Origin of the sequence: Pseudomonas sp. ABFPK (assembly GCF_001586765.1) — a bacterium.
GTDB classification, from domain to species: domain Bacteria; phylum Pseudomonadota; class Gammaproteobacteria; order Pseudomonadales; family Pseudomonadaceae; genus Aquipseudomonas; species Aquipseudomonas asiatica.
On sequence record NZ_LQXW01000045.1, the window covers coordinates 136,090 to 159,844 of the forward strand.

Genomic DNA, 23,755 nt, shown 5'->3' on the forward strand with positions numbered 1-23,755 from the left:
CTATTCAGCATGAGGGCCATAATGGCGTAACTGGTCCTTCACGGTCATGGCACTACTACGAATAACGCCGACGTGGTAGAAGTCGCAGTGCTTGCTGCATGGTCAAGAACATATCGTCCGTGCACAAGCGGGGGGGGGGATGCTGATGTTGAAAAGCGACCCGGGCGTGGAGGGGGTAAGTGACCTAGCAGATCGCAGCCCGGCGCGGTACCTACAAACACCTGAGCAAATGCAGTGCGCTTTACAAGGCCAGACGAAGGATCGAGAAGGACAAAGCTGTGACGGGCGAAGGTCGAACATCCCTTCTGTGGGGCTGTGGCAGTACCGTTTATGGAAGACTTGCCTCTATGGCATGGTCGCCAGCCCCGCTGAGCACCCCGTTTGCGCTGCCGAAACTATGGATGGATCGCTGGTACTTATTAAGTACTGAGGAGCAGCACGCCTGAAAGGCTTACCAAGCAAGGCTCTGTGCCGGGAGATACACATATTTTCGTCTGAAAGTCGAGCTGTGTTTGGACAGAAAGCCGGTCATTACCGATCGCTGAGAAACTTGATCAGAGTTCGCCTTGAATGCGGAAAAGGCGCTCAATTATTTTATGATCGTTGCCCTGTGCGCGAAAAATCTGATCAGTTCGCGCTATTGAATAAAATATCCTATAAGGTCTAGCATAGATGCGTAGAGTTGGACGGCTGACAGTTTTTGGCGAGGTATAGGTTCCCATGAGTAGAAGACTTCCATCGCTATTAGCGATCCGTTATTTTGAGGCAGTTGGTCGCAATCTGAGTTTTACCATGGCGGCTAAAGAACTAAATGTGACACAGGCGGCGGTTAGTCATCAAATTAGGAAGCTGGAAGAGAAAATCAACATTCGGCTATTGACTCGAAAGCACCAGGGGGTTGAGTTAACACTCGAGGGTGAAATTTTACTGAGGTCAAGTGTTGAGTGTCTTGATAAGCTTGCCGACACATTTGAGGTGATTGCCAATTTATCAAGCGCGAATAATAGATTGGTTCTAAGTGTTACACCGTTGTTGTCCGCAAATTGGTTGCTTCCTCGGCTGAACGGTTTCGTTTCTAATCGCCCTAATGTCGACGTTGTACTGCATAGCTCTTTGAGTTTGCCAGTGGAAGATAGGGAGAAATTTGATTATAAGATTTTTTACTCAAGAGAGGAAATGGAAGATGCTGATCATGAGCTTTTGCTCGTCGACGAACTATTACCGATCTGTAGTCCGTCATTAACTAAAGGCCTCGCGTCACTTCCGCTTCAGGAGCTTTCAAATTTTAGCTTGATTCACGAATTTGACAGAGAGTGGTGGGCAGCTTGGTGCGAGTTGGCAGGAATTGACCCAAGTCTAGCTCGGCGAGGTATGGTTGTAAAGGATCCTGCTCTTTTGGAAAAGGCTGCATTAATTGGAAGTGGCCTAATTCTTGGGTCTTCTTTGTTTATGAGGGATAAGGTTAAATCTGGTGAGCTTATAACGCCATTTGGAAATGCACTGTCATTAAAGGTCTATTATTATTTGTGTCAAAGTCCGACGGTCAGAGGGGAGGGGGCAAACCAGTTTCGTAATTGGCTGGTTTCTGAGTTCTGTCATGCAAGAAGAGTGCAAAAAGTTGGGGGTGACTGAGTTTTTAGTGCTGATGCTGAACTTGCGGGGTTGTGGGCTAAAACAAAAAATTGCTTAATCTTGTCTCAGTTGATTGAAGGTTGTTGTGTTCTGTGGGGGATGAACTGAAGGGGGTGAAAGAGTAGCTTTCATTCCTAGGGTGGACTGAGTTGTGGTTTCTGCTTAATTGTTTTCAGAGGCTTGCCCTGCTGTCTTTTTATCGATGTAGCCCTATGGTTTGCGTTTGCGTTTGCGTTTGCGTTTGCGTTGTCTTGGCTCGTATTGTCTAAGATAAAGGTCGTGTATCTTACATAGTGGATAAGTATCTATTCTAGATTAAGTTGTAATTGTTATGCCGGTTTCAGATGTTATAAAAAATAATAGGCCTATTATTTCTTTTTTCTTGCGATCGTCATGCTCTGAGAGCATCGTGTTAGCGGGGTTTAGCAACTGTGCTCGGTGCGGGATTCGTTTTATGATCGAGAGTCGAGGTTTTATCGGTGCGACCTGAGAAAAGCAAAATGCAATACTTGCTAGAATCCTGCCCACAGGCCAGTGAGTGGTTGGTTAAGGTGGGTAATGCACTAGATTCTTAAGTCAATGATTTTATGGTGTTTTTAGAGCATCTGGTGAGTTTTTTGTCAGAAATTTCTTGCGCGAAATCTGCGTAGTCACAAACTTAGGTCTGCATAAAAAATGAACAGAGCGATTCACCCCGCTGCGTTGTCGGAAGAGGAATGCTTGATTGCTTCCGTAGAAACCGCTGGTTCGCGATTTGAGGAGATTCGCAATAAGGCACTAGAGTTATTTGCCGAGAGAGGATTTGCAAAAGTCGGTATGCGCGAACTTGCACAGCATTTGGGGATGGGGCCGGGATCAATCTATCACCATTTTGCGAGTAAGGAGCAGTTGCTCTTTGAGGCAATTGAAGAACTTTACGAAGACATATTGGAGGCGGCGGCTATAACAAAGTATGTCGCCGGTGACGGTTTCCAGGCATTGCTCTATGCGCATGTAGATTTGCACGAGCATCGACGTATTTGTTTCTTGCTGAGTGAACAAGAGTTTCGTTATCTCGCACCCAAGCATCGGCAATTGATATTGCTGATGCGTCGCCGCTATGAGGATATCTTGTTGCACCGATTAATCGACAAAAGAGCGCAGCCCGTTACTCCTGTGTTGCGTGCAACTGTGCGTGGCATTGTTGCTTGGTTGAATAACATTTCGGCCTGGATGAATTTAGATGAGTTGGAGCCTTGTGAAAGGTGTGAAGTAGTTGATAATTTCGTGAAGGCAGCACTGGCTGCTGCCTTTCAGCAAGAGATATCGGATAAAAAGTTGCCAGTTGAAGTGGGTCGCGTTTATCGCTGAGTTGCTTAGGTATGGGGTGGTGAGTGTATTTTTAATAGGCGCCAATGTTTAGGTTGTTGCAAGTTTTCTTTCTGATTCATGATCTATTGCCTCTAATAAAATAAGCCAACAGACTAGAGTGGTCGTGCTTGACCCCTGAAAAACGCGATTTGCAGGCCCAATTACTGAGTGGGTTGATAATGATCTAGTGATTCATTAATTACAAAGAATCAACCTGCTTGGTACTCTCCTGGCCCAAGGTGTCAGGATTTTGTCCATATTGAACACCGCACGGATGCATCAATGATCAGTTATTATCACTGCCAATCGTGAAAAAACGATATGACGACGCTGTGGATCAATTGGACGGTATGGTCCGTATCCCTTTGTGCGGTTAAAATAGCGATGGTTTATAGTCAGCGTCTTAGATCTGGAAAAGGACAATATCTCTAGCAGCGCGGTTGTGAGATGGACCTCCAATGTATTTGTTTTAATTAAAATTTTTGAGTCTGTATTTTTATTTGTTTTCAGGGTCCTTTAGCTTTCTTAAAAATTGAATGTAATCTCGGGAGCTGGCTTTTGTTATTTCAGGGTTGGTATCCTCTGTGATCCCGTAAAGTGCGAAAACTCCTTTGTAGCGAGCTCCAACATAGTCAAAGGAAACCTTGAAAGGGGTGAGTATTTCACTCAGACTATACTTGTAGCGCCCATTTTTTTGAAAGTCACTCTCGGATATACCAGCTGAGACCGCGATTGCTGTTGTCCGTCCTTTCATGCTTTCACCTTTTTTGCCATAGGCCCACCCATATGTAAACACATCGTCAAGCCATTTCTTTAGCAGTGGTGGGCAGTTAAACCAATATAGAGGGAACTGTAAGACTAACTCGGAGTGCGACTCAATTAATTCCTGCTCTCTGAGGACGTCTATTATGCCGTCGGGATATTCTTTATATAAGTGGTGGGTTGTGAACTCGTTTTGGTAGGTTTCAAGTTCGGTTGTCCAGGCGCTGTTTGCGATGCCCTGATCAAGATTTGGGTGTGCTACGACGATTAGTGTTTTATTCATTTTTTCATTAAGCTGATGGGTTTGTGTTAGGTGTGAGTCTTGTTGGTTACATGACTTTCCCTGTTTTTTGTTTTGCAATGGCTGACTTTTGAATTGCTGGACTTTAAGGTTGGTTCGACTTCGGGTGTGGTGTGTATGGTCCTAGGTGTGTTTGTAATATGTATCTTTTCGCATGATTTTTCCCTCCGAGAATTCCCAGATGTCACAGCCAATGGCATCTAATTTTTTTCCAGTTGGAAGGGTGGCTTTGACTCGGAACTCAGATACCGCTTTGTGTCCTGATATCCAGGTTTTACATTCACTCCAGTTGATGTCTGGACATGATGAAAATCTAGAGCGCAACGCCATGCCGATCGCTTCTTTGCCCTGTATATACGTTCCGCGACAATTGTCGCCGCCGGAACTAATCATGATGCCGTTATTGCTGAAGTAGCTGAGTACTTTTTCAACATCATGTTGATTGAAGGCATGAATGATGTCATCAATGATTGTTGATGTGAGTGCGGGCATAAGTGTTACCTTGTTTTGAATTGTGGCCCGCTGGATGAGCGGGCCGGTTGAGACTCAGAAGGGAGATAGGCTCTTGGTGCTGACGGGGCGGGCTATGTTGTCGTAGCCCCCCTTTTTAGCCGGTATTACAAACAAACGTGTTACTAGTAAAAACACCAAGCTCGCAGTTCCGGCGGAAAGAATTGAGGCTGGAACCAGTGGGTAAGGGAAGTTTGATACGTAAGTCAAGGGGTTGAGTGCGTAGATATAAGTGCCAATTCCCGCCACCATTCCCAAGACTGCAGCCGGGTTTACGCCTTTCCAGTATCTATAGCTAGGTTCATTTTCGTCAAATAGTCCACGGACGTTGATTTTTCCGCGCCTTAGCAGGTAATAGTCGATGATCTGTATGCCGCACAATGGAGCAAAGCCCACCCCGATGAAGGCCAGGAAAGTCGAGAAATTGTTGAAGAATAAGTTCGGAATCGCCAGGCCAACAATCGCAATCGGGGTCACTATCAACACCAACAGCACTTTCCACGATATCTGTTCAAGCGCCTTGTAATGGCGAAGACCCAATGCGGAGCAGTAGATGCCTGCGACCGCGGTACCCAGATTGGCTGCAGTCACGAACGCAAGTGAGATGATTGCATACGTGGGGCCGCCAACAGTTCGTAGCCATTCGGAGGGGTCGGAAACTTTCAATACCAGCACGCCCGCCACGCCGATCAGGCTCAACGCTGCGACTGAGCCGCCTAGTCCAATTAGTGCAGGCACTGCTGCTTTGCGACCATTTGGTACCATTCGAGACATAGCGCCCACGTAAGGCCACCAAGACAGCGAGGAGGCGATTCCCAACTCAAGACCTGTGACGAAATTCCACAGAGGATCGGGCGATGCGGAGGCTGGTTTGGCCATCGCGAGATCCTCCCAACGCTCATTGACGATGATGTAGAGCATCCAAAGGCCTACGAACACGTGAGCGACCAGAATTTTCGCTACCCTATCAACACCCCCGGACCCCTTGAGCAGCAGCAGCATTACAAGGATGCAGGCAAACAGTGTCGCGCAAGGCTCGATGATTCCACTTTGTTCAGGTGTGGCCAAGCCGACCGCGACAAGAAACTGTGCAGCGGATTTACCAAAGAAAATCAGCAAAAGGCAGTTCCAACCGAGAATGGAAAGAAACTGCAAGGTTGCCGGTATTACCCAGCCTCTGGAGCCGAACGCGGGTTTGCTTGACGCAATCGAGTCAACCCCGAAACGGCAACAGATTGGCAGTGCTGCGAGTACGGTCAGCAACATGCCGAACATGCAGCCCGCCGTCAGAGCGGCAAAGCCCTGTTTAAAGTTCAGGTAGTAGCCAACGTACTCACCAATGATATAGCACCATGTTGCTGCACCCGCAGTGGTCAGGGCGATCAGCAACTGCCAGCTCCCCCAGACGCGTTCGGCCGGGAGGAGCGGCCATGCGGATGTATCAGCCGCGACGTCCAGCGTATCTTTGCTCATGCCCACCCCCAGACTGCGACGGCAACCGGAAGGATGACGCCCAGGACGATGAGCCAGAACCAGGCCGTGGCGTCAAAGTCGGCACCCTGGTTGTGTTCTTGTTCCAGCAAACTTATTCTTCTTTCAAGTTCCAGCGGTAATGCACGCATTTTTGTATCTCCTGCAACCTTTTCTTGTGAGGACCGGCTATTGCTAGCCGGCTGAATTGGCAGTTAACAGGTAAGGTTAAGAGCCGTGCGTCCTTGCGTGAGCACGTATTCCACTTTTAGTTTTCTAAGGTCATCAACGGGTACTGCAAAGGGGTCGCGATCCAAGGCAATAATGTCGGCCAACTTGCCAGGCGTAATGCTGCCTCGGATGTCTTCTTCTCCCATGGTCGCTGCGGCATCCAGTGTGTGCATGCGCAAAGCTTGCTCCAAGGTGACGGCTTGCTCAGGGTCAATGAAATTGCCGGAGTAGGTTTCGCGCTTGACACAGCACCAGACACTGAACAGCGGGTTGGTGGCCTCGCGTTCTGAGCCAATCCAGACATCCGAACTGCCGGACAGGCGCCAGCCTTGGGCAAGCAGATCTTTGAACGGGAAGCGTCCGATTCGGCCAGTTTCACCCAGATAATCGGGGAAGTACTCCCCGAAGGTGTAGATGAAAACTGGCTGCGGGACGGGAATGATGCCGGCGGTTGCCCACGCTTCCATGGTTTTCTGGCGAGGCATGAAGTTGCCAGCATGCTCGATGCGCATACGAGTGCGACCACTGCTCGCGCCGCCCATGGATTGCACCAGTTCGCATAGCCATTCTTGGGCACGATCGCCGTTTGCGTGAACCGCCAACTGCAGGCCGCTTTTTTGCGATTGCTCGTACGCCCTGCGGAAGAAGTACTTGGGGAAGGCGATTTCACCACATTGGCCATTCATGCCAAGGTAAGGGCAGCTCACGGCGGCGCTTTTGGCTGAGAAACCACCGTCGGCGAACAGCTTGATGCCCTGCATGCGGATCATGTGTTCCGATGCATTGAGTTGGAATTTGTCTTGCCAATTGCAGGCGTCGTCGAGCTCCATCGTGCCTGGCGCCCAAATGTACACACGCATGGCAACTGGCAATTCACCTTCACATGCCATTTCATCCATGCATTGAATACCCTCGACGGTCTCGGAGATTTCTCCGATTGTCGTTACCCCAAAGCGGGTGAAGTATTCGAACAAACCTTCCTTTAGCGCGCTTTTCAGGGTCGAGCGGTCGCAGCCCGGAAAGGGCAGCAAGGTGTCCATTTCCTTCACCACGCCGGTGGGGTCACCGTGTTCATCTCGTTCGACGATCGGCAGGCCGGTCACACTGAATTCGGGGGCGACATAATTGCGGTCGATGCCGGCCACTTCGAGCGCCTTGCTGTTCAGCACGGTAATGTGTCCACCGGCGCGCACGGCAATCGGTGAATCTGTACTGACGGCATCCAGCTCGGCCTTGCTGGGAAGGCGGCCTTCCTTGAGCTTGCGGTCAAAGAACAGATTGCCTTGGCCGACGATCCATTCGCCGGGTGCTCGCTCATCACGGGCTTTTGCCAAAAGCGCGCACACCTCTTCAATCGAAGAGCACTCAGGTGCTCGGCAATCGATGGTGTTGAAGGTGGTGCGGCAAACCACTTCCGCATGGGCATGCACATCAACGAAGCCTGGCATCAGCGTGCGGTTGCCCAGGTCGGTTACGACTGTCGATGCCGTACGGAACTGCTCGACTTCGTCGCGACGGATCAACCTTACGATCCTGTCGCCGCGAATGATCACGCCTTGCGCTTGCGGATCTGCATCGGGGCTCATGGCAATCACCTTCCCGCCCAAAAGAATTCTCTCGGCCGGTGCTTCTCTTTCGATCATCGTTGCTTCTCCATTGCGGAGTTCTCAAGAAACTAACGCTACAGACGTCGCGCTGCAGCAGCCGTCTATCAGGTTCGGAAAACGTGCTTTCCGTCTTGAAAATTTCCGCTTTTGTTTTTTTTCTTAGCGAGATGATACATAATCAGCAACGAAAGTAGATGTCAACGTCTTTTTCCCCGGTCATGCCTGGTTTCCGCCGGGCGACACCGTTGCTGTAATCTGCCGATGGAGCAAACACGATGAAAATTCCAGTCACTGTATTGACGGGCTATCTGGGGGCAGGGAAGACGACGCTGCTCAGGCGCATGCTTGCAAATCCAGGCGGGAAGCAATTTGCAGTCATCGTCAATGAATTTGCCGAGCTGGGGATTGATTCGGAGCTGATCGAGAGCAGCGATGAACAGGTCATCCAGCTCAGCAACGGATGTTTGTGCTGCTCCGTACGAGGAGACCTACTGAGAAGCTTGGAGCTCTTGGTGCAAAAAGGGGGCTTCGATGCGTTGATTATCGAGACCACCGGGTTGGCTAACCCTGCGCCAATTGCCCAGACGTTCATGCTGGATGACGACCTGAATGATGAGCTGATCCTTGATTCCGTCGTGTGCGTCGTGGACGGTGCGCATATCCAGGGGTATTGGAAACGCCACCCGGAAATCGTTCACCAACTGGCATTTGCAGACACGGTGGTGCTGAACAAGGCAGAACTGCTGTCTGGCAGCAAGGCCCAGCTGGTAGAAGACTTGTTGCGCCGCTTAAGCCCCAGGGCTGAGCTTATCCGCACAAGTCACTGTGATCTTGATGTGCTCGCTCTGGCAGGGCGCGCTGCCTACAGCTTGGACGATACTCGGTTCGACGCCGCATTGCCGCAGACGCCTGTTCTCTTGCATCGGCATGATGATGAAGTCGTGAGTGTCTCGTTGGCTACAGACAGAGATGTAGTCCCAGATCGCTTCATGAAGTTCATACAGACGCTGCAACAAGCCTACGGTGAAGATCTCCTGCGCTACAAAGGCGTACTGTCTCTTACCAACGAACCTCGCCGGTTCGTTTTCCAAGGCGTCCAGGCCATGGCCGATGGCGATGTTCAGCGCCGTTGGGCGGATGACGAACCGCGCGCCAGCAAGCTTGTGTTCATAGGGCGCAATCTCGACGCCCAGGCACTGCGCACTTCCTTCGAAGCCTGCCTGCGCTAGCGCAGGCAGGCATACACGTACAGGCCAAAGAAGACAACAATATGCCTTTTAATACAATCGAATCGATCCTCGAGGACTATCGCCAAGGTAAGCTGGTCCTGTTGGTCGATGACGAGGATCGCGAAAATGAGGGCGATCTACTGATCGCCGCAGAGAAATGCACCCCTGAGGTCATCAATTTCATGGCCCGTGAGGCGCGTGGGTTGATCTGTCTTACCCTGACTGACGAGCATTGCCTGCGCCTTGGGCTCGAGCAAATGGTGCCGAGTAACGGTGCTGCATTTTCAACCGCGTTCACGGTCTCGATTGAGGCGGCTCACGGAGTAACCACGGGGATTTCCGCGGCTGACAGGGCTCATACGGTGCTCACTGCGGTTCGTCCTGGTGCTACCTCTGATGACCTGGTGCAGCCTGGTCATATCTTTCCGCTGAGAGCACGTGAAGGTGGGGTTCTGACCAGGGCAGGTCACACCGAGGCGGGATGCGACCTCGCCCGCATGGCTGGACTCACGCCGGCCTCCGTGATCGTCGAGGTCATGAATGATGACGGAACCATGGCTCGACGCAATGACCTGGAACGATTTGCCGAAAAGCATGGCATCAAGATGGGTACCATTGCTGACCTGATTCACCACCGGCTTGCGACCGAGCACACCGTTGTGCGGATCGGCGAGAGGGAGTTGCCCACGGTTCACGGCACCTTCCGCCTTGTGACGTATGAAGATGTGATTGAAGGCGGCGTTCATATGGCGATGGTCATGGGCGATGTTTGTGGTGACGAGGCGACGTTGGTAAGGGTGCACGCGATTGACCCACTGTGTGACCTCGTTGGTGCTGATTGCGTGACGCCCAGCAGTTGGACGCTTTGGGGTGCGCTGGAAAAGGTGGCATCCGTGGGGCATGGGGTCGTCGTGATTCTGGCAACGCACGAATCTTCGCAAGCGCTGCTCGAGCGCGTTCCACAACTGACCAAACCTAACCGATCGTGCCAGCGCAGTCATTCGCGCACCTATGCGGAACTGGGCACTGGAGCCCAGATCCTTCAGGATCTGGGGGTAAGGAAGTTGCGAAACATGGGGTCTCCTGCCAAATTCCTGGGGTTGGCGGGTTACGACCTTGAAGTGGTCGAGGTATTGGCTGTAGAGGCCGAGTGTTAACACTTGCCCGATAGAGGTGGCGGTGGATAATACCGCCATCTGCCTTCTAGACCGTCAACGACATGAACATAGCCGATCTGCGAGAAGCACCTTCCGTTACACGACTTCAGCCGACGGGGCATGGGCCGCTTTCAGAGCAGCCCTTGTCCGCGACCGATCGAGAAATCATTGCACATCTGCAAGAAGATGGACGCCGCCCCTTTGTCGCCATCGCACGTGAACTGAACATTTCCGAGCGGACAGTCCGCAATCGAGTGCACCAATTGCTGGAGCAGAACGTCATTCAGATCGTGGCACTGACGGATCCCGCTTCGCTGGGGTTCCAGGCAGGTGCGCTGATGGGTATTAGCTTGGACCTGACAGCACCGGTCTCCGCCGTGGCGGAGGCGCTGATAGGAATTGCCGAGGTCGATTACGTTGTTACCACCACTGGTCGTTTTCCGCTTTTCGTGGAAATCATCTGTTCAGACATGGGGCGGATGCAGCGGATTCTGGATAGCCAGGTCGCCGTATTACAAGGCGTTAAGGGCATTGAGGTCTTTCCCTATTACAGCGTTTTTTACCAGAGGGCGCAGTTCTTCGGCCGTGCGCCGACTTCGCAGACGCCGGGCGTCTTGAGCAGGGAGATGGATGAGGTTGACCGCAAGATTGTGCGAGAGCTCAGTTTCGATGGTCGAGCCCCCCTGAAGAACATCGCGATCGCGCTGGACATCTCTGAATCCCAGGTTCGGGGGCGGCTGAATGCGCTTCTCGAATCGGGGTTGCTCAATATCATGGCGATCACCAGCCCAATGAACCTTGAGCAGAGAGCGCTGGCTTGGGTGGCGATTACCGTACGCCCCGGGGTGCGTGTCAAGGATGTGGCTGAGCGTCTGCGGGCGCTCGATAATGTTTCCTACATCACGATTTGTGCCGGCAGATTCGACCTATTTGTTGAAGTGGTGTGTGCGTCGCGGGCGTCCCTGTTCGAGTTGATTGACGACTCCTTACGGATGGTGGAGGGTATCGAACGAATCGAAAGCTTCCCGTACATCGATCTTCTGTACAAGCGGCTAGGGTCTGATCGAGTCTGAAAAAAAGCCGACCAGGTGGTCGGCTAAAAGGGTGATTCAAGCTCCTGCGAAGACGTATCGGAGCCATTCGTGGGAATGGCTCCAGCACGGTATCAATTACAGTTGGTCCATACAGTCTTGGTCTGAAGGAATTTCTCGATGCCTTCCGCTCCGTTGTCACGGCCATAACCAGACTGCTTGTAGCCCCCCCACGGCGCAGCACAGTCGAAGTTGCCGTAGGTATTGATCCAGACCGTACCAGCCTGCAGCGCGGCAGCCACCTTATGTGCTTTGCCGACGTCGCGCGTCCAGACACCGGCCGAAAGGCCAAAGCCGGTGTTGTTGGCGCGGGTGGTGAGTTCGTCGATCGAGTCGAATGTCTGGACCACTAATACCGGGCCAAAAATTTCGTCGGCCACGACCTCCTGGTTATCGGAAGCATTCAGCAGGATGGTTGGCTCCAGGAAGTGTCCGTCGGACAGTGCACCACCTGCTTTGTTGCCGCCCATCACGCACTCAATGCCTTGTGCTTTTGCGCGCTCGACAAAGCCGCTGACCCTGGAGAACTGATCTGCCGAAATAAGTGGGCCAAGGAACGTATCTGGAGAAAGGCCATGCCCAACTTTGAGCTTCGCTGTTTCAGCCATGACGATTTCCAGCACCCGCTCGTAGACCTTGCGCTCAACCATCAGCCGTGAGCCGGCGGCGCAAACTTGGCCGGAGTAGAAGAAAATCGCCATCGCAGCGCTTGCTGCAGCCTTGTCCAGATCAGCATCGGCAAAGATGACGTTGGGGTTCTTGCCGCCCAGTTCCATGGACACGTGCTTGAGATCGCTGGCGGCAGTGCGCACGATGTGCTTGCCCACGGCTTCGGAGCCGGTGAAGGCAATCTTTGCTACGCCAGGGTGTTCCACAAGTGCTTGTCCTGCCACTTTTCCGAAGCCAGGCAGCACGTTCAGTACACCAGGTGGAAGGCCCGCCTCGATTGCCAGATTAGCCAGGAACAGAGCGGACAGAGGAGTCTGCTCGGCAGGCTTGAGTACGACAGTGCAGCCGGCTGCCAATGCAGGAGCCAGCTTGAAGCAGGCTTGGCAGAGTGGGAAGTTCCACGGCACGATGGCCGCAATTACCCCCAGCGGTTCGCGACGTGTATAGACGTGCATTTCCGGAGCGCTGACCGGAATTGTCTGACCGTGCAGTTTGGTTGGCCAGCCAGCGTTGTAGCGCAGTGCGCCAATCGAAAGTTCAATGTCTACTGCGCGGATTTGGGCGGCAGGTTTGCCGCTGTCCAGGCTCTCGATCTGGGCGAGGTCATCGGCGTGTTTTTCGATAAGGTCGGCCAGCCGGCGGATAATCGCTTCTCGCTCGTTTGGCAGCATTTTCGCCCAAGGCCCAACCAGTGCACGGTTGGCGGACGCAACCGCTACTTCTACATCGGCGATCCCTGCTTCGGAAACATTAGCGATCAGCTGGCTGGTCGCAGGGTCATAGGTAGGAAATACTTTACCTTCGCAAGCGTCTACGAACTGATTGTCAATCATCAGCTTCATTGGCTGCTTCAAAAAGGCCCGAGCGTTGACGCTCAGGTGTTTCAAAGGGTCCAGTGGTAGATTCATGGCAAGGCCTCACTCTGATTGTTTTTAGAAGCTTTCAAATTCGCAGGTGTAGATCTGGCAGCCGCCGCTAGCAAAATTGCCAACGTCCTGAACGGCGGCAACGCCTTCGGGGGATGCCAGTGAAGTGTCCAGATCGGCCTGGTTGCGGTAGGTCAAGATCGCGATGGCATGCCAGTTCTCGGCATCGGCGCCTGCATCACTGAGGCTGGCTTCGAAGCCGGCCAGCAGAGGCATTTGCTTTACCAGCGGCACGTGCACGTCGCGGTAGTGGCGCTCGAATGCGCACGTGTCTTGGGGAATGCCATAAACCACCACCACCCGCTTCATGCTTGCGCTGCCTGTTGTGGCACGCCGAACATTTTGCGGCGGTGATACAGAAGCGGTAGCTGCTCGCGGTTATGGTCGATATGGCGGATGTGTCCGGTCACTATCAGGTGATCACCGCCTGGCAAAACATCTGCGACCTCGCACGCCAGCGCGCAATTGGCGTCGCTCAGTGTTGGCAGGCCAAGTTCACCTCGGTGCCAGCTGACAGCAGCGAATTTATCTGTGGACTTACCCGCAAACAGCATGGCCAGTTCTTCCTGGCCTTCGCCCAGCACGTGAATCAAAAAGGGCTTGCCTGCTTTCAGGTATTCAAGGGTCTTCGACTTGCGATCGAAGCACGCCAGCATCATTGGTGGGGAGGCAGACAGCGACGAGACGGCGGAGAGCGTCGCACCGACCGGTTGGCCATTATCGTCCCAAGTGGTGATGATCGTGACCGCTGCCGGAAAGTCGGCCATGGCATCCTTGAATACCTGAAGGTCGATACCTGCCGCCTCGATTGGCGCTTTCAGTTGGACTTGGCTCATTTGCCACCCCCATTGATGACAGGCATGACCTCGCGACCGATCAGTTCGATGGAACGCATGATGTCTTCGTGTGGAATGCCATCGATGCGCAGCAGAATTTCGTCAATGCCCATTTGTTCGAGTTGGCGGATGCGCTTGATGAAGTCATCCGGGTCGCCAACCATTACCGAAGGCGTTTCCGAAATCAGGAAGTCCATGTCGCCTTCGTGTTCGAGCAAGCGCAGCATGCGGCCATCCAGGTACTCGTAAGAGCCCTTCTTACCGAGCGGGGCATACAGGTCGATGATGAACTTGAAGTAGCTGGTGGTGACATTGCGGGCGATGTCTACCGCACGAGCACGCGTGGTGTCGCAGAAGGCGGTGGCAACATACAGCCCGGCTTGCTCCGTGCGGCGTGGAATGGTGCTTTTGTTGGTGGCCAGGCCGGCACGATAGGCATCGATACATTCCTGGAGGTAGTCGAAGCCGAAGTAGTTCTCGAAGCTCAGTACGCCGATACCGCGCTCACCCGCGTTGCTGTGGGTCTGGACGCTGGAAGCCGAGACATAGATCGGCGGGTGTGGAGTTTGCAGTGGGCGTGGAACGATGGTGCGAGGAGGAATGTTCCAGATCGGCCCTTCATGTTGCAGTGTTTCGTCGGCAAAGGCCTTGACCAGCACTTCCATGCCATCTTCCCACTGCGCGCGGGTGGTGCTTGGATCGACGCCAAAGGCTTCAAGGGTAACCAGGTTGTTGGAGCGAGCAGTTGCAATTTCGGCGCGGCCGTTGGAGACAATATCCAGTGTCGAAGTGCGCTCGGCCACCAGGATTGGATGGTTCCACTGCAGCATGACCGCGCACATGGTGCGCAGTTTGATGTCCTTGGTTTGCGCGGCGATGGCTGCATAGAGCACTTCAGGTGCGGAAACCGTGAATTTTGGAGGGTTGAAGTGTTGCTCAGATGTGCCCCAAGCGTAGAAGCCAAGCTTATCGGCTAGGCATGCCTCAGCGATCATTTCCTGATAACGCTGTGCAACACTGACGCCTTGGATGGTTTCGCCTTCTTGCAACAGGCTGATCTTCATTTTTCGTCTCCAGTTTGGTTTTTGTTTTCCGGTTTCCGCAGATTAGTCTTGAAATATGTCCTGTTTCAAGTTTTTTGTGTTTTTTTTGGCGTTTTCTGTTTTCTGTTTTCTGTTTTCGCTGCCTGGCTGCCGCCCAGTGCAGTGCGGGGTGCAGGATGAGAGAGGGGGAATGGGGGGGAGGGGAGGCTGGATTCGGATGGGCGTTCGACAACCCCATACTCTTGGCCTGAGGAGGTGGGGAATTGCGGGAGATCGACTCAGCGTTTACCTGTCCAGTTCATCCCCTGCGGATTTTGGGCGGAAAGTGCCAGGCTTTTCCTGGGTACACGTCAAACGTCAAGCTTGTAACTCGATCGACTCCTCACGGCGGAGCTGATCAATCAGCGCAAGCGCTCATGCTCCTTGGTCATCAAGTGCGCAGTGGCTTTTTAACTAGATTTTCCCATGGCAAGCTGTTGATCCGAGCCTTCAGCCCGTAAGTCCTCTGCTGCTTGGGTGTCAGCACTTTGCTCGTTGGCTAAGTAAAGCCGCGCTCTGATAGGGGTTGACTCATCCGGCGGCATTGCACCGACTCGATCAGGCCCTGTGACCGTGCGGCTTTTAAGTGGCTGTAGCCCTGATCGAGAACTAGCTTGGTAGTTTTGCGCTTAAGCTCGGGTGTGGAGGTGCGTCGTTGCCTGCTTATCAAGCACCCTTGGGTGGCGGTCATTTCCCCCTAAAGGTGTCCGAGGTCAGTAAGGCTCTACGCGGTGCATTCATTAAATGGGCTGAACATACTAGGGTTAAGTTTTCTGAGACCTCGGCAAGGAATGGCATCCCAAATTAGTCGATTCCTTCGACCTGCCTCGTCCCTAAAGAAGCGATCCCTCTGAGAGGGCAACTGTTACCAGGAAGTTACATGCACGGTGCTATCATGTTCGGAACCTGCGCACGAGCGCATCCAACTCATTGGACAATCCGGCCAGGCTCTCCGAATCCACCCGTGCGGCCTGGGCCAGTTCGGCCACCAGTTGGGCGTCCCCGTGAATCTGGCTGATGTGCCGGTTGATGTCCTCGGCCACTTGGTGCTGTTCCTCGGCGGCCGTGGCGATCTGCGTGTTCATGTCGCGGATCACATCCACCGACTCACGGATTTGCCCGAAGCTGTCGCGGGCCAGGCCGATTCGGCTTACCGACTGCTGCGACACTTCCAGGCTGGCATGCATCTGATCGGCCACTTCGGCCGTGCGGCTGGCCAAGTTGCCGAGCAGGCCGTCGATTTCGGCGGTGGAGTCGGCAGTGCGCTTGGCCAAGGCCCGCACTTCGTCGGCGACCACGGCAAAGCCACGGCCTTGCTCACCGGCACGGGCGGCTTCGATGGCGGCGTTGAGCGCCAGCAGGTTGGTCTGTTCGGCAATCGAGCGGATGGTGCCGAGGATTGATTGGATAGCGTTGCTGTCACGTTCCAGTTGCTGGATCGACTGCGCCGACTGCTCGATCTCTTGGCTCAAGCGGTCCACGCTGTTTACCGCCGCATCGATCTGTTGCTGGCCTTCGCGGGCCTGTTGTTGGCCGCTGTCGGCCGACTGTGCTGCCTGGCTGCAAGAGCGTGCCACTTCGTTGGCGGTGGCAACCATTTCGTGGAAGGCGGTGGACACCATGTCTACGGCTTCACGCTGGCGACCGGCGGCTTCAGCCATGTCGCTGGAGACGCGGGTGGAGCTGTTGGAGGTGCTGAGGATTTTGCCGGCGGCGGCACCGATGTGCTGAATCAGGGTGCGGATGGACCCCAGGAACTGGTTGAACCAACTGGCCAGTTGCGCGGTTTCGTCGCGGCCACGGATTTCCAGGTTGCGGGTCAGATCACCCTCGCCTTGGGCAATGTCTTCCAGGCCGTTGGTGACGCTGTTGATCGGGCGCACGATGAGCTTGGCGAAGGCCGCACCGACCACGGCGAACAGCACGGCCAGCACCACGGCGATGGCGCCGATCAGCCAAGTCAGTCGTGTGGTGGTCTGCATCACTTCGCTTTGTTCGATCAGGCCGATGAAGGTCCAACCCAGTTGTTCGTCGGGGTAGACGTTGGCCATGTAACGTACGCCATTGAGTTCGATCTCCACCAAGCCTTTGCCGGCCTTGGCCAGTTCGGCGTAGCCGTCACCGAAGCTGGCCAGTTGCTTGAAGTTGTGGTTGGCGTCACGTGGATCAACCAACACATTGCCGTTCCCTTCCATCAGCATCAAATAGCCCTTCTCGCCCAATTTTATCTCTTTGACGATTTTGGTAAGCCCTTTGAGAGATACATCAATGTTGATTACGCCCCCGGGGTTACCAAGCTGGTTGGCTACAGTTCGTACGGTACTGACTAACACCGCATCATCTACGGCAAAATAATAAGCTCCCGTACGAAGGGTTTTGCCAGGGTTTGACATAGCCAGCTGATACCATGGGCGTACGCGAGGATCGTAGTTGCTTACCTTCTGGCCGGCTGGCCAGCCAACGTAACCACCGTCGCTAGTTCCATAGGATATATAGGCATAATTAGGGTGTGTTTCTGCTAGGCGAGTGAAAACGGTAAGTAATTTTTTGTCCTGCTCGCCCAATTCGTACGACGGGTTAGCGTTCATGAACTTGTTCAAATCGCTACCAGTGACGCCGACTAAGGGTTGTGCCGCTAGGTAGTCGACGTTCTGCTGGATGCTCTGGAAGAAGATGCTCATCGCGTTGCTGACCTGGCGCATTTCGCGACTGCTGCCATCAATGAACTCTTCACGGGCTTCGCCGCGTAGGTTGAGAACTACTAGGGTGGCTACAAGGACGACGGGCAGGCATGCAATAACCGCAAATGCCCAGGTTAGTTTCTGTTTGATGTTCATTGATGCTCCCCAAATTGTTATTTTCCATACGTGCGGCAGATGTCGATGGTATCGATAGTGTTCAATTTTTGTTTTTAAAAGTAAACTTGATTATAACAAGGAGTGCGTGCTTTTTGACGATTGTCTAATTTGGCGAGCCGTGTGCGGTCTTCTACTGTTTTTAATTTTAGAGTGCGTGCCTATGAGCCCTAATTATGCCTTTGGGGTGTTATCGATTAAGGCTGTATGTTTTCATGGTCTCAATGGTTTTAAATTTGTTGGCTTTGGCTCTTCAGGTTTTAGAGGTGCTAGTTTTGTTGGGTGGGTGTAGGGTGATGGTTTTTGTTTTCTGTTTTTTTGATTTTAACTAATGATATGTTCATGAATGATGCAGCGGTGCGATTATGGTGTGCAAGTCAATAGAATTTATGCGCGCATTAGATTTATTGGCGTGCGCGTCGGCTTGTGCTTGAAGACAACGTCGAATGGAAGGGGGGGGCTTCTTTGGCTGCGTGTCAGGGCCAGGGTTTCGGGCTGATTGTCGACAATCTGTGATTTTTCTCATCAGCTTGTAGATTTTTTAGCTGGGAGGCTCACGCTTGGCATGCGTGAAATTTTCATTTATTCACGTAATTCATTGATTTATATCAGAATTTAACTGCTTCTGAATTCGTCTATCGTATTTATGCGTTGTTCGGAGTTTTTTTTGCTTGCAATAATGTGTCGACAATGTGGTAGTGTGCGGGAGTGGCGGTCAGCAGGCGGAGCCTTCTGATGCAAGATTTCGACAGTGAAGGTGAAGTGCTCAAGCGCTGCAGTAGCCATAAATAATGGGCGGTTTCATTAATGCATTGGGCTCACTCTGTTATGTGCCAGCAATGAGCTTGTTTGTCGTCATGATTTTTAGAGGTGCGCATTGCGAGATAACTATGAGTTTGTAGTGGCAGGTGTTATTACCCCGGCCCCTTTGTTGAGCTCTGCAAACGATACTTCAGCCCCTCAAGACGAGGTTTAACGGTCTGCGGGCTGCTTTACCGGTGCGGCGCTACATCGATGTTCGCTCAGTGTTGCCGAATGTTGTTCGCTGACCGCTATTTTCAACAACGATGGAGGTACGAATGACTTTACTTACTGCTGGTAAGCGTTTCCGCGATGCCGTAGCCGCCGAACATCCCCTGCAAGTGGTCGGCGCTATCAACGCCAACCATGCGTTGCTGGCCAAGCGTGCCGGTTTCAAGGCCATCTACCTGTCCGGTGGCGGTGTGGCCGCAGGCTCCCTGGGCCTGCCAGACCTGGGCATCAGTGGCCTGGATGACGTGCTGACCGATGTGCGCCGCATCACCGACGTCTGCGACGTGCCCTTGCTGGTGGATGTCGACACCGGTTTCGGCGCTTCGGCCTTCAACGTCGCCCGCACCGTGCGTTCGATGTGCAAGTTCGGTGCCGCGGCGATCCACATCGAGGACCAGGTCGGCGCCAAGCGCTGCGGCCATCGCCCGAACAAGGAGATCGTCACCCAGCAGGAGATGGTCGACCGTATCAAGGCAGCGGTGGATGCCCGCATCGATGACAGCTTCGTGATCATGGCGCGTACCGACGCTCTGGCGGTGGAAGGCCTGAACGCGGCCCTAGACCGCGCTGCCGCCTGTATCGAGGCTGGCGCCGACATGATCTTCCCGGAAGCCATCACCGAGCTTTCGATGTACAAGACCTTCGCCGACCGGGTGCAGGCACCGATCCTGGCCAACATCACCGAATTCGGCGCCACGCCGCTGTACACCACCGAAGAATTGGCCTCGGTCGACGTGTCGCTGGTGTTGTACCCGCTGTCGGCGTTCCGTGCCATGAACAAGGCTGCCGAGAACGTCTATACCGCACTGCGACGCGACGGCACGCAGAAGTACGTGATCGACACCATGCAGACCCGCATGGAGCTCTACGATGCCATTGGTTACCACGCCTTCGAGCAGAGCCTCGATGCGTTGTTTGCCCAGAAAAAGGGCTGAGTGGCTTCAGGACTAATGATTAGCCTTCAACAGGAAATTCAAGGGTGGAGTAACTCATGGCCGAAGCAAAAGTACTCAGTGGCGCAGGCTTGCGTGGTCAGGTGGCTGGGCAGACCGCACTGTCGACCGTGGGCCAGGCCGGTGCCGGCCTGACCTACCGTGGCTACGACGTCCGTGACCTGGCCGCCGGTGCCGAATTCGAAGAAGTCGCCTACCTGTTGCTGTACGGCGAGCTGCCGAGCAAGGCGGAACTGGCCGACTACAAGCGCAAGCTCAAGGGCCTGCGTGACCTGCCGCAGGCACTGAAGGAAGTGCTCGAGCGCATCCCGCGCGATGCCCACCCGATGGACGTGATGCGCACCGGTTGCTCGGTGCTGGGTACCCTGGAACCCGAGCTGACCTTCGACGCCCAGCGCGAGAAGACCGACCGCCTGCTGGCGCTGTTCCCGGCGGTGATGTGCTACTGGTACCGCTTCACCCACCACGGCGTGCGCATCGACTGCACCAGCGACGAAGACACCCTCGGCGGCCACTTCCTGCACCTGCTGCACGGCAAGAAACCGAGCGAGCTGCACGTCAAGGTGATGAACGTGTCGCTGATCCTCTACGCCGAGCACGAGTTCAACGCCTCGACCTTCACTGCGCGGGTCTGCGCCTCGACCCTGTCCGACCTGTACTCCTGCGTCACCGCCGCCATCGGCTCGCTGCGCGGCCCGCTGCACGGCGGTGCCAACGAAGCGGCGATGGAACTGATCGAGCGCTTCCAGAGCCCGCAGGAGGCCACCGCCGAGCTGCTGCGCATGCTCGAGCGCAAGGACAAGATCATGGGCTTCGGCCACGCGATCTACAAAGAGTCCGACCCGCGTAACGAGGTGATCAAGGGCTGGTCGAAGCAGCTTGCCGACCAGGTCGGTGACACGGTCCTGTACCCGGTTTCCGAAGCCATCGACAAGACCATGTGGGAGCAGAAGCGCCTGTTCCCCAACGCCGACTTCTACCATGCCTCGGCGTACCACTTCATGGGCATCCCGACCAAGCTGTTCACCCCGATCTTCGTCTGCTCGCGCCTGACCGGCTGGGCCGCACACGTGTTCGAGCAGCGCGCCAACAACCGCATCATCCGCCCGAGCGCCGAGTATGTCGGTGTCGAGCAGCGCCAGTTCGTGCCGATCGAGCAGCGCTGATACAGCAGGCCATGCACCTGTGGGCCCATCGCCGGCAAGCCGGCTCCCGCAGGTTCATCGCCGCCGCTGAGCATTGTGCAGTTCCTGTGGGAGCCGGCTTGCCGACGATGAGGCCAGAACAGGCAGCGCAGGGCTGTTGACCGTACCGTGACCGAGCCTGATAACGATATGAATACCGCATTCCGCAAGCACCTGCCAGGCACCGACCTGGACTACTACGACGCCCGCGCGGCGGTCGAGGCGATCAAGCCCGGCGCATACGACGGCCTGCCATACACTTCCCGCGTGCTGGCCGAAAACCTGGTACGCCGTTGCGACCCAGCCACCCTCGACGCGTCCCTCGAGCAGCTCATCGAACGCAAGCGCGACCTCGATTTCCCCTGGTTCCCGGCCCGCGTGGTGTGCCACGACATCCTCGGCCAGACCGCGCTGGTCGACCTTGCCGGCCTGCGCGATGCCATCGCCGACAAGGGCGGCGACCCGGCCCAGGTCAACCCGGTGGTGCCGGTGCAGCTGATCGTCGACCACTCCCTGGCCGTGGAGTGCGGTGGTTTCGACCCGCAGGCGTTCGAGAAGAACCGCGCCATCGAAGACCGCCGTAACGAAGACCGCTTCCATTTCATCAACTGGACCAAGAAGGCGTTCAAGAACGTCGACGTGATCCAGCCCGGCAACGGCATCATGCACCAGATCAACCTGGAGAAGATGTCGCCGGTCATCCACAGCGACCGCGGCGTGGCCTACCCGGACACCTGTGTCGGCACCGACAGCCACACTCCGCATGTCGACGCCCTGGGCGTGATCGCCATTGGTGTCGGCGGCCTGGAAGCCGAAAACGTCATGCTTGGCCGCGCCTCGTGGATGCGCCTGCCGGAAATCGTCGGCGTCGAGCTGACCGGCAAGCTGGCGCCGAACATCACCGCCACCGACCTGGTACTGGCCCTCACCGAGTTCCTGCGCAAGCAGAAAGTGGTCGGCGCCTACCTCGAGTTCCACGGCGAAGGTGCGCGTGCGCTGACCTTGGGCGACCGTGCCACGATCTCCAACATGGCCCCGGAATACGGCGCCACCGCCGCGATGTTCGCCATCGACCAGCAGACCATCGACTACCTCAAGCTGACCGGCCGCGATGACCAGCAGGTGCAGTTGGTGGAGACCTACGCCAAGGTCGCCGGCCTGTGGGTCGACAGCCTGGCCAAGGCCGAATACGAGCGTACCCTGAGCTTCGACCTGTCGAGCGTGGTGCGCAACATGGCCGGCCCGTCCAACCCCCACGCCCGCGTCGCCACCAGCGACCTGGCGGCCAAGGGCATTGCCGGTGCCTGGGAGGAAGTGCCGGGGCAGATGCCCGACGGCGCGGTGATCATCGCTGCCATCACCAGCTGCACCAACACCAGCAACCCGCGTAACGTGATTGCCGCCGGCCTCCTGGCGCGCAATGCCAACAAGCTCGGCCTCAGCCGCAAGCCGTGGGTCAAGTCGTCGCTGGCACCAGGCTCCAAGGCCGTGCAGCTGTACCTGGAAGAGGCGGGGCTGGAAAAGGAACTGGAGCAGCTGGGCTTCGGCATCGTCGCCTTCGCCTGCACCACCTGCAACGGCATGTCCGGTGCACTGGACCCGGTGATCCAGCAGGAAATCATCGACCGCGACCTGTACGCCACCGCCGTGCTGTCGGGTAACCGCAACTTCGACGGGCGTATCCACCCGTACGCCAAGCAGGCGTTCCTCGCGTCGCCGCCGCTGGTGGTGGCCTACGCGATTGCCGGCACCATTCGCTTCGACATCGAAAAAGATGTGCTGGGCGTGGTCGATGGCAAGGAAATCCGCCTCAAGGACATCTGGCCGAGCGATGAGGAAATCGACGCGGTGGTGCGTGCGGCGGTCAAGCCGGAGCAGTTCCGCAAGGTCTATATCCCGATGTTCGCCATCGAGGAAGACCGCGGGCCGAAAGTCGCGCCGCTGTACGACTGGCGCCCGATGAGTACCTATATCCGCCGCCCGCCTTACTGGGAAGGTGCCCTGGCCGGCGAACGCACCCTGCGTGGCATGCGCCCGCTGGCGGTGCTGCCGGACAACATCACCACCGACCACCTGTCGCCGTCCAACGCCATCCTGCTCGACAGCGCCGCCGGCGAATACCTGGCCAAGATGGGCCTGCCGGAAGAGGACTTCAACTCCTATGCCACCCACCGCGGTGACCACCTCACCGCCCAGCGCGCCACCTTCGCCAACCCCAAGCTCTTCAACGAAATGGTGCGCAAGGAAGACGGTAGCGTGAAGCAGGGTTCGCTGGCGCGCATCGAGCCGGAAGGCAAGGTGACGCGCATGTGGGAGGCCATCGAGACCTACATGGAGCGCAAGCAGCCGCTGATCATCATTGCCGGTGGCGATTATGGCCAGGGCTCGTCCCGCGACTGGGCGGCCAAGGGCGTGCGCCTGGCCGGTGTCGAAGCGATCGTCGCCGAGGGCTTTGAGCGCATTCACCGCACCAACCTGGTGGGCATGGGCGTGTTGCCGCTGGAGTTCAAGCCGGGCACCGACCGCAAGACCCTGGGCCTGGATGGCAGCGAGACCTACGACGTGCTCGGCGAGCGCAAGCCGCGGGCGACGCTGACCCTGGTGGTCACGCGGCGTAATGGCGAGCGTGTCGAAGTGCCAGTGACCTGCCGCCTGGACACTGCCGAAGAAGTGTCGATCTATGAGGCGGGTGGGGTGCTGCAGCGCTTTGCCCAGGATTTCCTTGAGGCCGCGACGGCCTCGTAAATTGAGTGAGTAGCGTCATGAGAGCTCGTGAAATGCTGCTTAAAAATTGTTGATGCCCGTACTGAACGCCTCGGCAGTCTTGACTTGACCTTTGGCGTTTGATGACCCAGCGATCCTCATCAGGAAACTGACC

Annotated in this window: 18 protein-coding genes and 1 pseudogene; 9 read left to right on the forward strand and 10 right to left on the reverse strand. The window is 55.3% G+C overall.

Going from position 1 to position 23,755, the window contains the following annotated elements; genetic code table 11:
- Positions 1 to 178: 178 nt before the first annotated feature.
- The 3 genes and pseudogenes from WM94_RS31220 to WM94_RS29585 form a co-directional block, all read left to right on the forward strand.
- Positions 179 to 313: pseudogene (locus WM94_RS31220) on the forward strand (IS5/IS1182 family transposase); the annotation flags it as partial.
- Between the two features lie 407 nt (positions 314 to 720).
- Positions 721 to 1,632 carry a LysR substrate-binding domain-containing protein gene (locus WM94_RS29580; protein WP_080563770.1) on the forward strand — a complete coding sequence of 304 codons (912 nt, stop codon included), beginning with the start codon at positions 721 to 723 and terminating at the stop codon, positions 1,630 to 1,632.
- A gap of 720 nt (positions 1,633 to 2,352) precedes the next feature.
- Positions 2,353 to 2,982: a TetR/AcrR family transcriptional regulator gene (locus tag WM94_RS29585; protein WP_158308188.1), complete on the forward strand. Its 630-nt coding sequence runs from the start codon at positions 2,353 to 2,355 to the stop codon at positions 2,980 to 2,982.
- Between the two features lie 496 nt (positions 2,983 to 3,478).
- Here WM94_RS29585 and WM94_RS22690 read toward each other — a convergent pair whose 3' ends face one another.
- The 5 genes from WM94_RS22690 to WM94_RS22700 all read right to left on the reverse strand — a co-directional run bounded on the left by WM94_RS22690 (position 3,479) and on the right by WM94_RS22700 (position 7,899).
- Positions 3,479 to 4,105: an NAD(P)H-dependent oxidoreductase gene (locus WM94_RS22690; RefSeq protein ID WP_256207038.1), complete on the reverse strand. Its 627-nt coding sequence runs from the start codon at positions 4,103 to 4,105 to the stop codon at positions 3,479 to 3,481.
- 63 nt (positions 4,106 to 4,168) lie between these two features.
- Positions 4,169 to 4,537 (reverse strand): nuclear transport factor 2 family protein, encoded by a 369-nt coding sequence (locus WM94_RS29590; RefSeq protein WP_080708157.1) that lies wholly within the window; start codon positions 4,535 to 4,537, stop codon positions 4,169 to 4,171.
- Positions 4,538 to 4,591: 54 nt separating this feature from the next.
- On the reverse strand, positions 4,592 to 6,028 hold the full coding sequence (locus WM94_RS22695) for a cytosine permease (RefSeq protein WP_013972322.1): 1,437 nt from the start codon (positions 6,026 to 6,028) through the stop codon (positions 4,592 to 4,594).
- Positions 6,025 to 6,177 carry a hypothetical protein gene (locus WM94_RS30260; RefSeq protein ID WP_152953874.1) on the reverse strand — a complete coding sequence of 51 codons (153 nt, stop codon included), beginning with the start codon at positions 6,175 to 6,177 and terminating at the stop codon, positions 6,025 to 6,027. Before WM94_RS30260 ends, WM94_RS22695 begins: the two co-directional genes overlap by 4 nt.
- 63 nt (positions 6,178 to 6,240) lie before the next feature.
- Complete coding sequence (locus WM94_RS22700) at positions 6,241 to 7,899, reverse strand: amidohydrolase (protein WP_013972323.1); 1,659 nt, start codon at positions 7,897 to 7,899, stop codon at positions 6,241 to 6,243.
- Positions 7,900 to 8,138: 239 nt separating this feature from the next.
- Between WM94_RS22700 and WM94_RS22705 the strand changes: the two genes are divergently transcribed.
- The 3 genes from WM94_RS22705 to WM94_RS22715 all read left to right on the forward strand — a co-directional run bounded on the left by WM94_RS22705 (position 8,139) and on the right by WM94_RS22715 (position 11,322).
- Positions 8,139 to 9,092, forward strand: coding sequence for a GTP-binding protein (locus tag WM94_RS22705; protein ID WP_013972324.1), 954 nt, complete (start codon positions 8,139 to 8,141; stop codon positions 9,090 to 9,092).
- A gap of 41 nt (positions 9,093 to 9,133) precedes the next feature.
- Positions 9,134 to 10,249 (forward strand): bifunctional 3,4-dihydroxy-2-butanone-4-phosphate synthase/GTP cyclohydrolase II, encoded by a 1,116-nt coding sequence (gene ribBA, locus WM94_RS22710; RefSeq protein ID WP_013972325.1) that lies wholly within the window; start codon positions 9,134 to 9,136, stop codon positions 10,247 to 10,249.
- 143 nt (positions 10,250 to 10,392) lie between these two features.
- Positions 10,393 to 11,322: an Lrp/AsnC family transcriptional regulator gene (locus WM94_RS22715; protein WP_177342424.1), complete on the forward strand. Its 930-nt coding sequence runs from the start codon at positions 10,393 to 10,395 to the stop codon at positions 11,320 to 11,322.
- A 92-nt stretch (positions 11,323 to 11,414) separates the two neighbouring features.
- On the opposite strand, the gene WM94_RS22720 is transcribed toward WM94_RS22715, so the two are convergent.
- From WM94_RS22720 to WM94_RS22740, 5 genes are all read right to left on the reverse strand, one after another.
- A complete protein-coding gene (locus tag WM94_RS22720) occupies positions 11,415 to 12,917 on the reverse strand; it encodes an aldehyde dehydrogenase family protein (protein WP_013972327.1) in 1,503 nt (500 codons plus the stop codon).
- A gap of 24 nt (positions 12,918 to 12,941) precedes the next feature.
- The gene (locus WM94_RS22725) at positions 12,942 to 13,244 is read right to left on the reverse strand and encodes an EthD family reductase (protein WP_013972328.1); all 303 of its coding nucleotides are present in this window, start codon (positions 13,242 to 13,244) and stop codon (positions 12,942 to 12,944) included.
- Positions 13,241 to 13,771, reverse strand: a complete 531-nt coding sequence (locus WM94_RS22730) for a flavin reductase family protein (RefSeq protein ID WP_013972329.1) — start codon at positions 13,769 to 13,771, stop codon at positions 13,241 to 13,243. The genes WM94_RS22725 and WM94_RS22730 overlap by 4 nt, the downstream gene beginning before the upstream one ends.
- On the reverse strand, positions 13,768 to 14,835 hold the full coding sequence (locus WM94_RS22735) for an LLM class flavin-dependent oxidoreductase (protein ID WP_013972330.1): 1,068 nt from the start codon (positions 14,833 to 14,835) through the stop codon (positions 13,768 to 13,770). Before WM94_RS22735 ends, WM94_RS22730 begins: the two co-directional genes overlap by 4 nt.
- 911 nt (positions 14,836 to 15,746) lie before the next feature.
- A complete protein-coding gene (locus tag WM94_RS22740; protein WP_013972331.1) occupies positions 15,747 to 17,690 on the reverse strand; it encodes a methyl-accepting chemotaxis protein in 1,944 nt (647 codons plus the stop codon).
- 1,097 nt (positions 17,691 to 18,787) lie between these two features.
- Here WM94_RS22740 and prpB point away from each other — a divergent pair.
- The 3 genes from prpB (at position 18,788) to acnD (ending at position 23,622) form a co-directional block, all read left to right on the forward strand.
- Complete coding sequence (prpB, locus tag WM94_RS22745; RefSeq protein ID WP_044046998.1) at positions 18,788 to 19,675, forward strand: methylisocitrate lyase; 888 nt, start codon at positions 18,788 to 18,790, stop codon at positions 19,673 to 19,675.
- Positions 19,676 to 19,731: 56 nt separating this feature from the next.
- The gene (gene prpC, locus WM94_RS22750; protein WP_060483892.1) at positions 19,732 to 20,859 is read left to right on the forward strand and encodes a 2-methylcitrate synthase; all 1,128 of its coding nucleotides are present in this window, start codon (positions 19,732 to 19,734) and stop codon (positions 20,857 to 20,859) included.
- Between the two features lie 168 nt (positions 20,860 to 21,027).
- Positions 21,028 to 23,622: a Fe/S-dependent 2-methylisocitrate dehydratase AcnD gene (acnD, locus tag WM94_RS22755; RefSeq protein ID WP_061552158.1), complete on the forward strand. Its 2,595-nt coding sequence runs from the start codon at positions 21,028 to 21,030 to the stop codon at positions 23,620 to 23,622.
- Positions 23,623 to 23,755: the final 133 nt, after the last annotated feature.

Bases quoted from the DNA above. Each gene is read 5' to 3' on its own strand.
- WM94_RS29590 (WP_080708157.1), bottom strand. From the start codon at position 4,537: ATGCCCGCACTCACATCAACAATCATTGATGACATCATTCATGCCTTC.
- prpC (WP_060483892.1), top strand. From the start codon at position 19,732: ATGGCCGAAGCAAAAGTACTCAGTGGCGCAGGCTTGCGTGGTCAGGTG.
- WM94_RS22695 (WP_013972322.1), bottom strand. From the start codon at position 6,028: ATGAGCAAAGATACGCTGGACGTCGCGGCTGATACATCCGCATGGCCG.
- WM94_RS22705 (WP_013972324.1), top strand. From the start codon at position 8,139: ATGAAAATTCCAGTCACTGTATTGACGGGCTATCTGGGGGCAGGGAAG.
- WM94_RS22730 (WP_013972329.1), bottom strand. From the start codon at position 13,771: ATGAGCCAAGTCCAACTGAAAGCGCCAATCGAGGCGGCAGGTATCGAC.
- WM94_RS22720 (WP_013972327.1), bottom strand. From the start codon at position 12,917: ATGAATCTACCACTGGACCCTTTGAAACACCTGAGCGTCAACGCTCGG.
- ribBA (WP_013972325.1), top strand. From the start codon at position 9,134: ATGCCTTTTAATACAATCGAATCGATCCTCGAGGACTATCGCCAAGGT.
- WM94_RS22700 (WP_013972323.1), bottom strand. From the start codon at position 7,899: ATGATCGAAAGAGAAGCACCGGCCGAGAGAATTCTTTTGGGCGGGAAG.
- WM94_RS30260 (WP_152953874.1), bottom strand. From the start codon at position 6,177: ATGCGTGCATTACCGCTGGAACTTGAAAGAAGAATAAGTTTGCTGGAA.
- WM94_RS22725 (WP_013972328.1), bottom strand. From the start codon at position 13,244: ATGAAGCGGGTGGTGGTGGTTTATGGCATTCCCCAAGACACGTGCGCA.
- WM94_RS22740 (WP_013972331.1), bottom strand. From the start codon at position 17,690: ATGAACATCAAACAGAAACTAACCTGGGCATTTGCGGTTATTGCATGC.
- prpB (WP_044046998.1), top strand. From the start codon at position 18,788: ATGACTTTACTTACTGCTGGTAAGCGTTTCCGCGATGCCGTAGCCGCC.
- acnD (WP_061552158.1), top strand. From the start codon at position 21,028: ATGAATACCGCATTCCGCAAGCACCTGCCAGGCACCGACCTGGACTAC.
- WM94_RS22735 (WP_013972330.1), bottom strand. From the start codon at position 14,835: ATGAAGATCAGCCTGTTGCAAGAAGGCGAAACCATCCAAGGCGTCAGT.
- WM94_RS29580 (WP_080563770.1), top strand. From the start codon at position 721: ATGAGTAGAAGACTTCCATCGCTATTAGCGATCCGTTATTTTGAGGCA.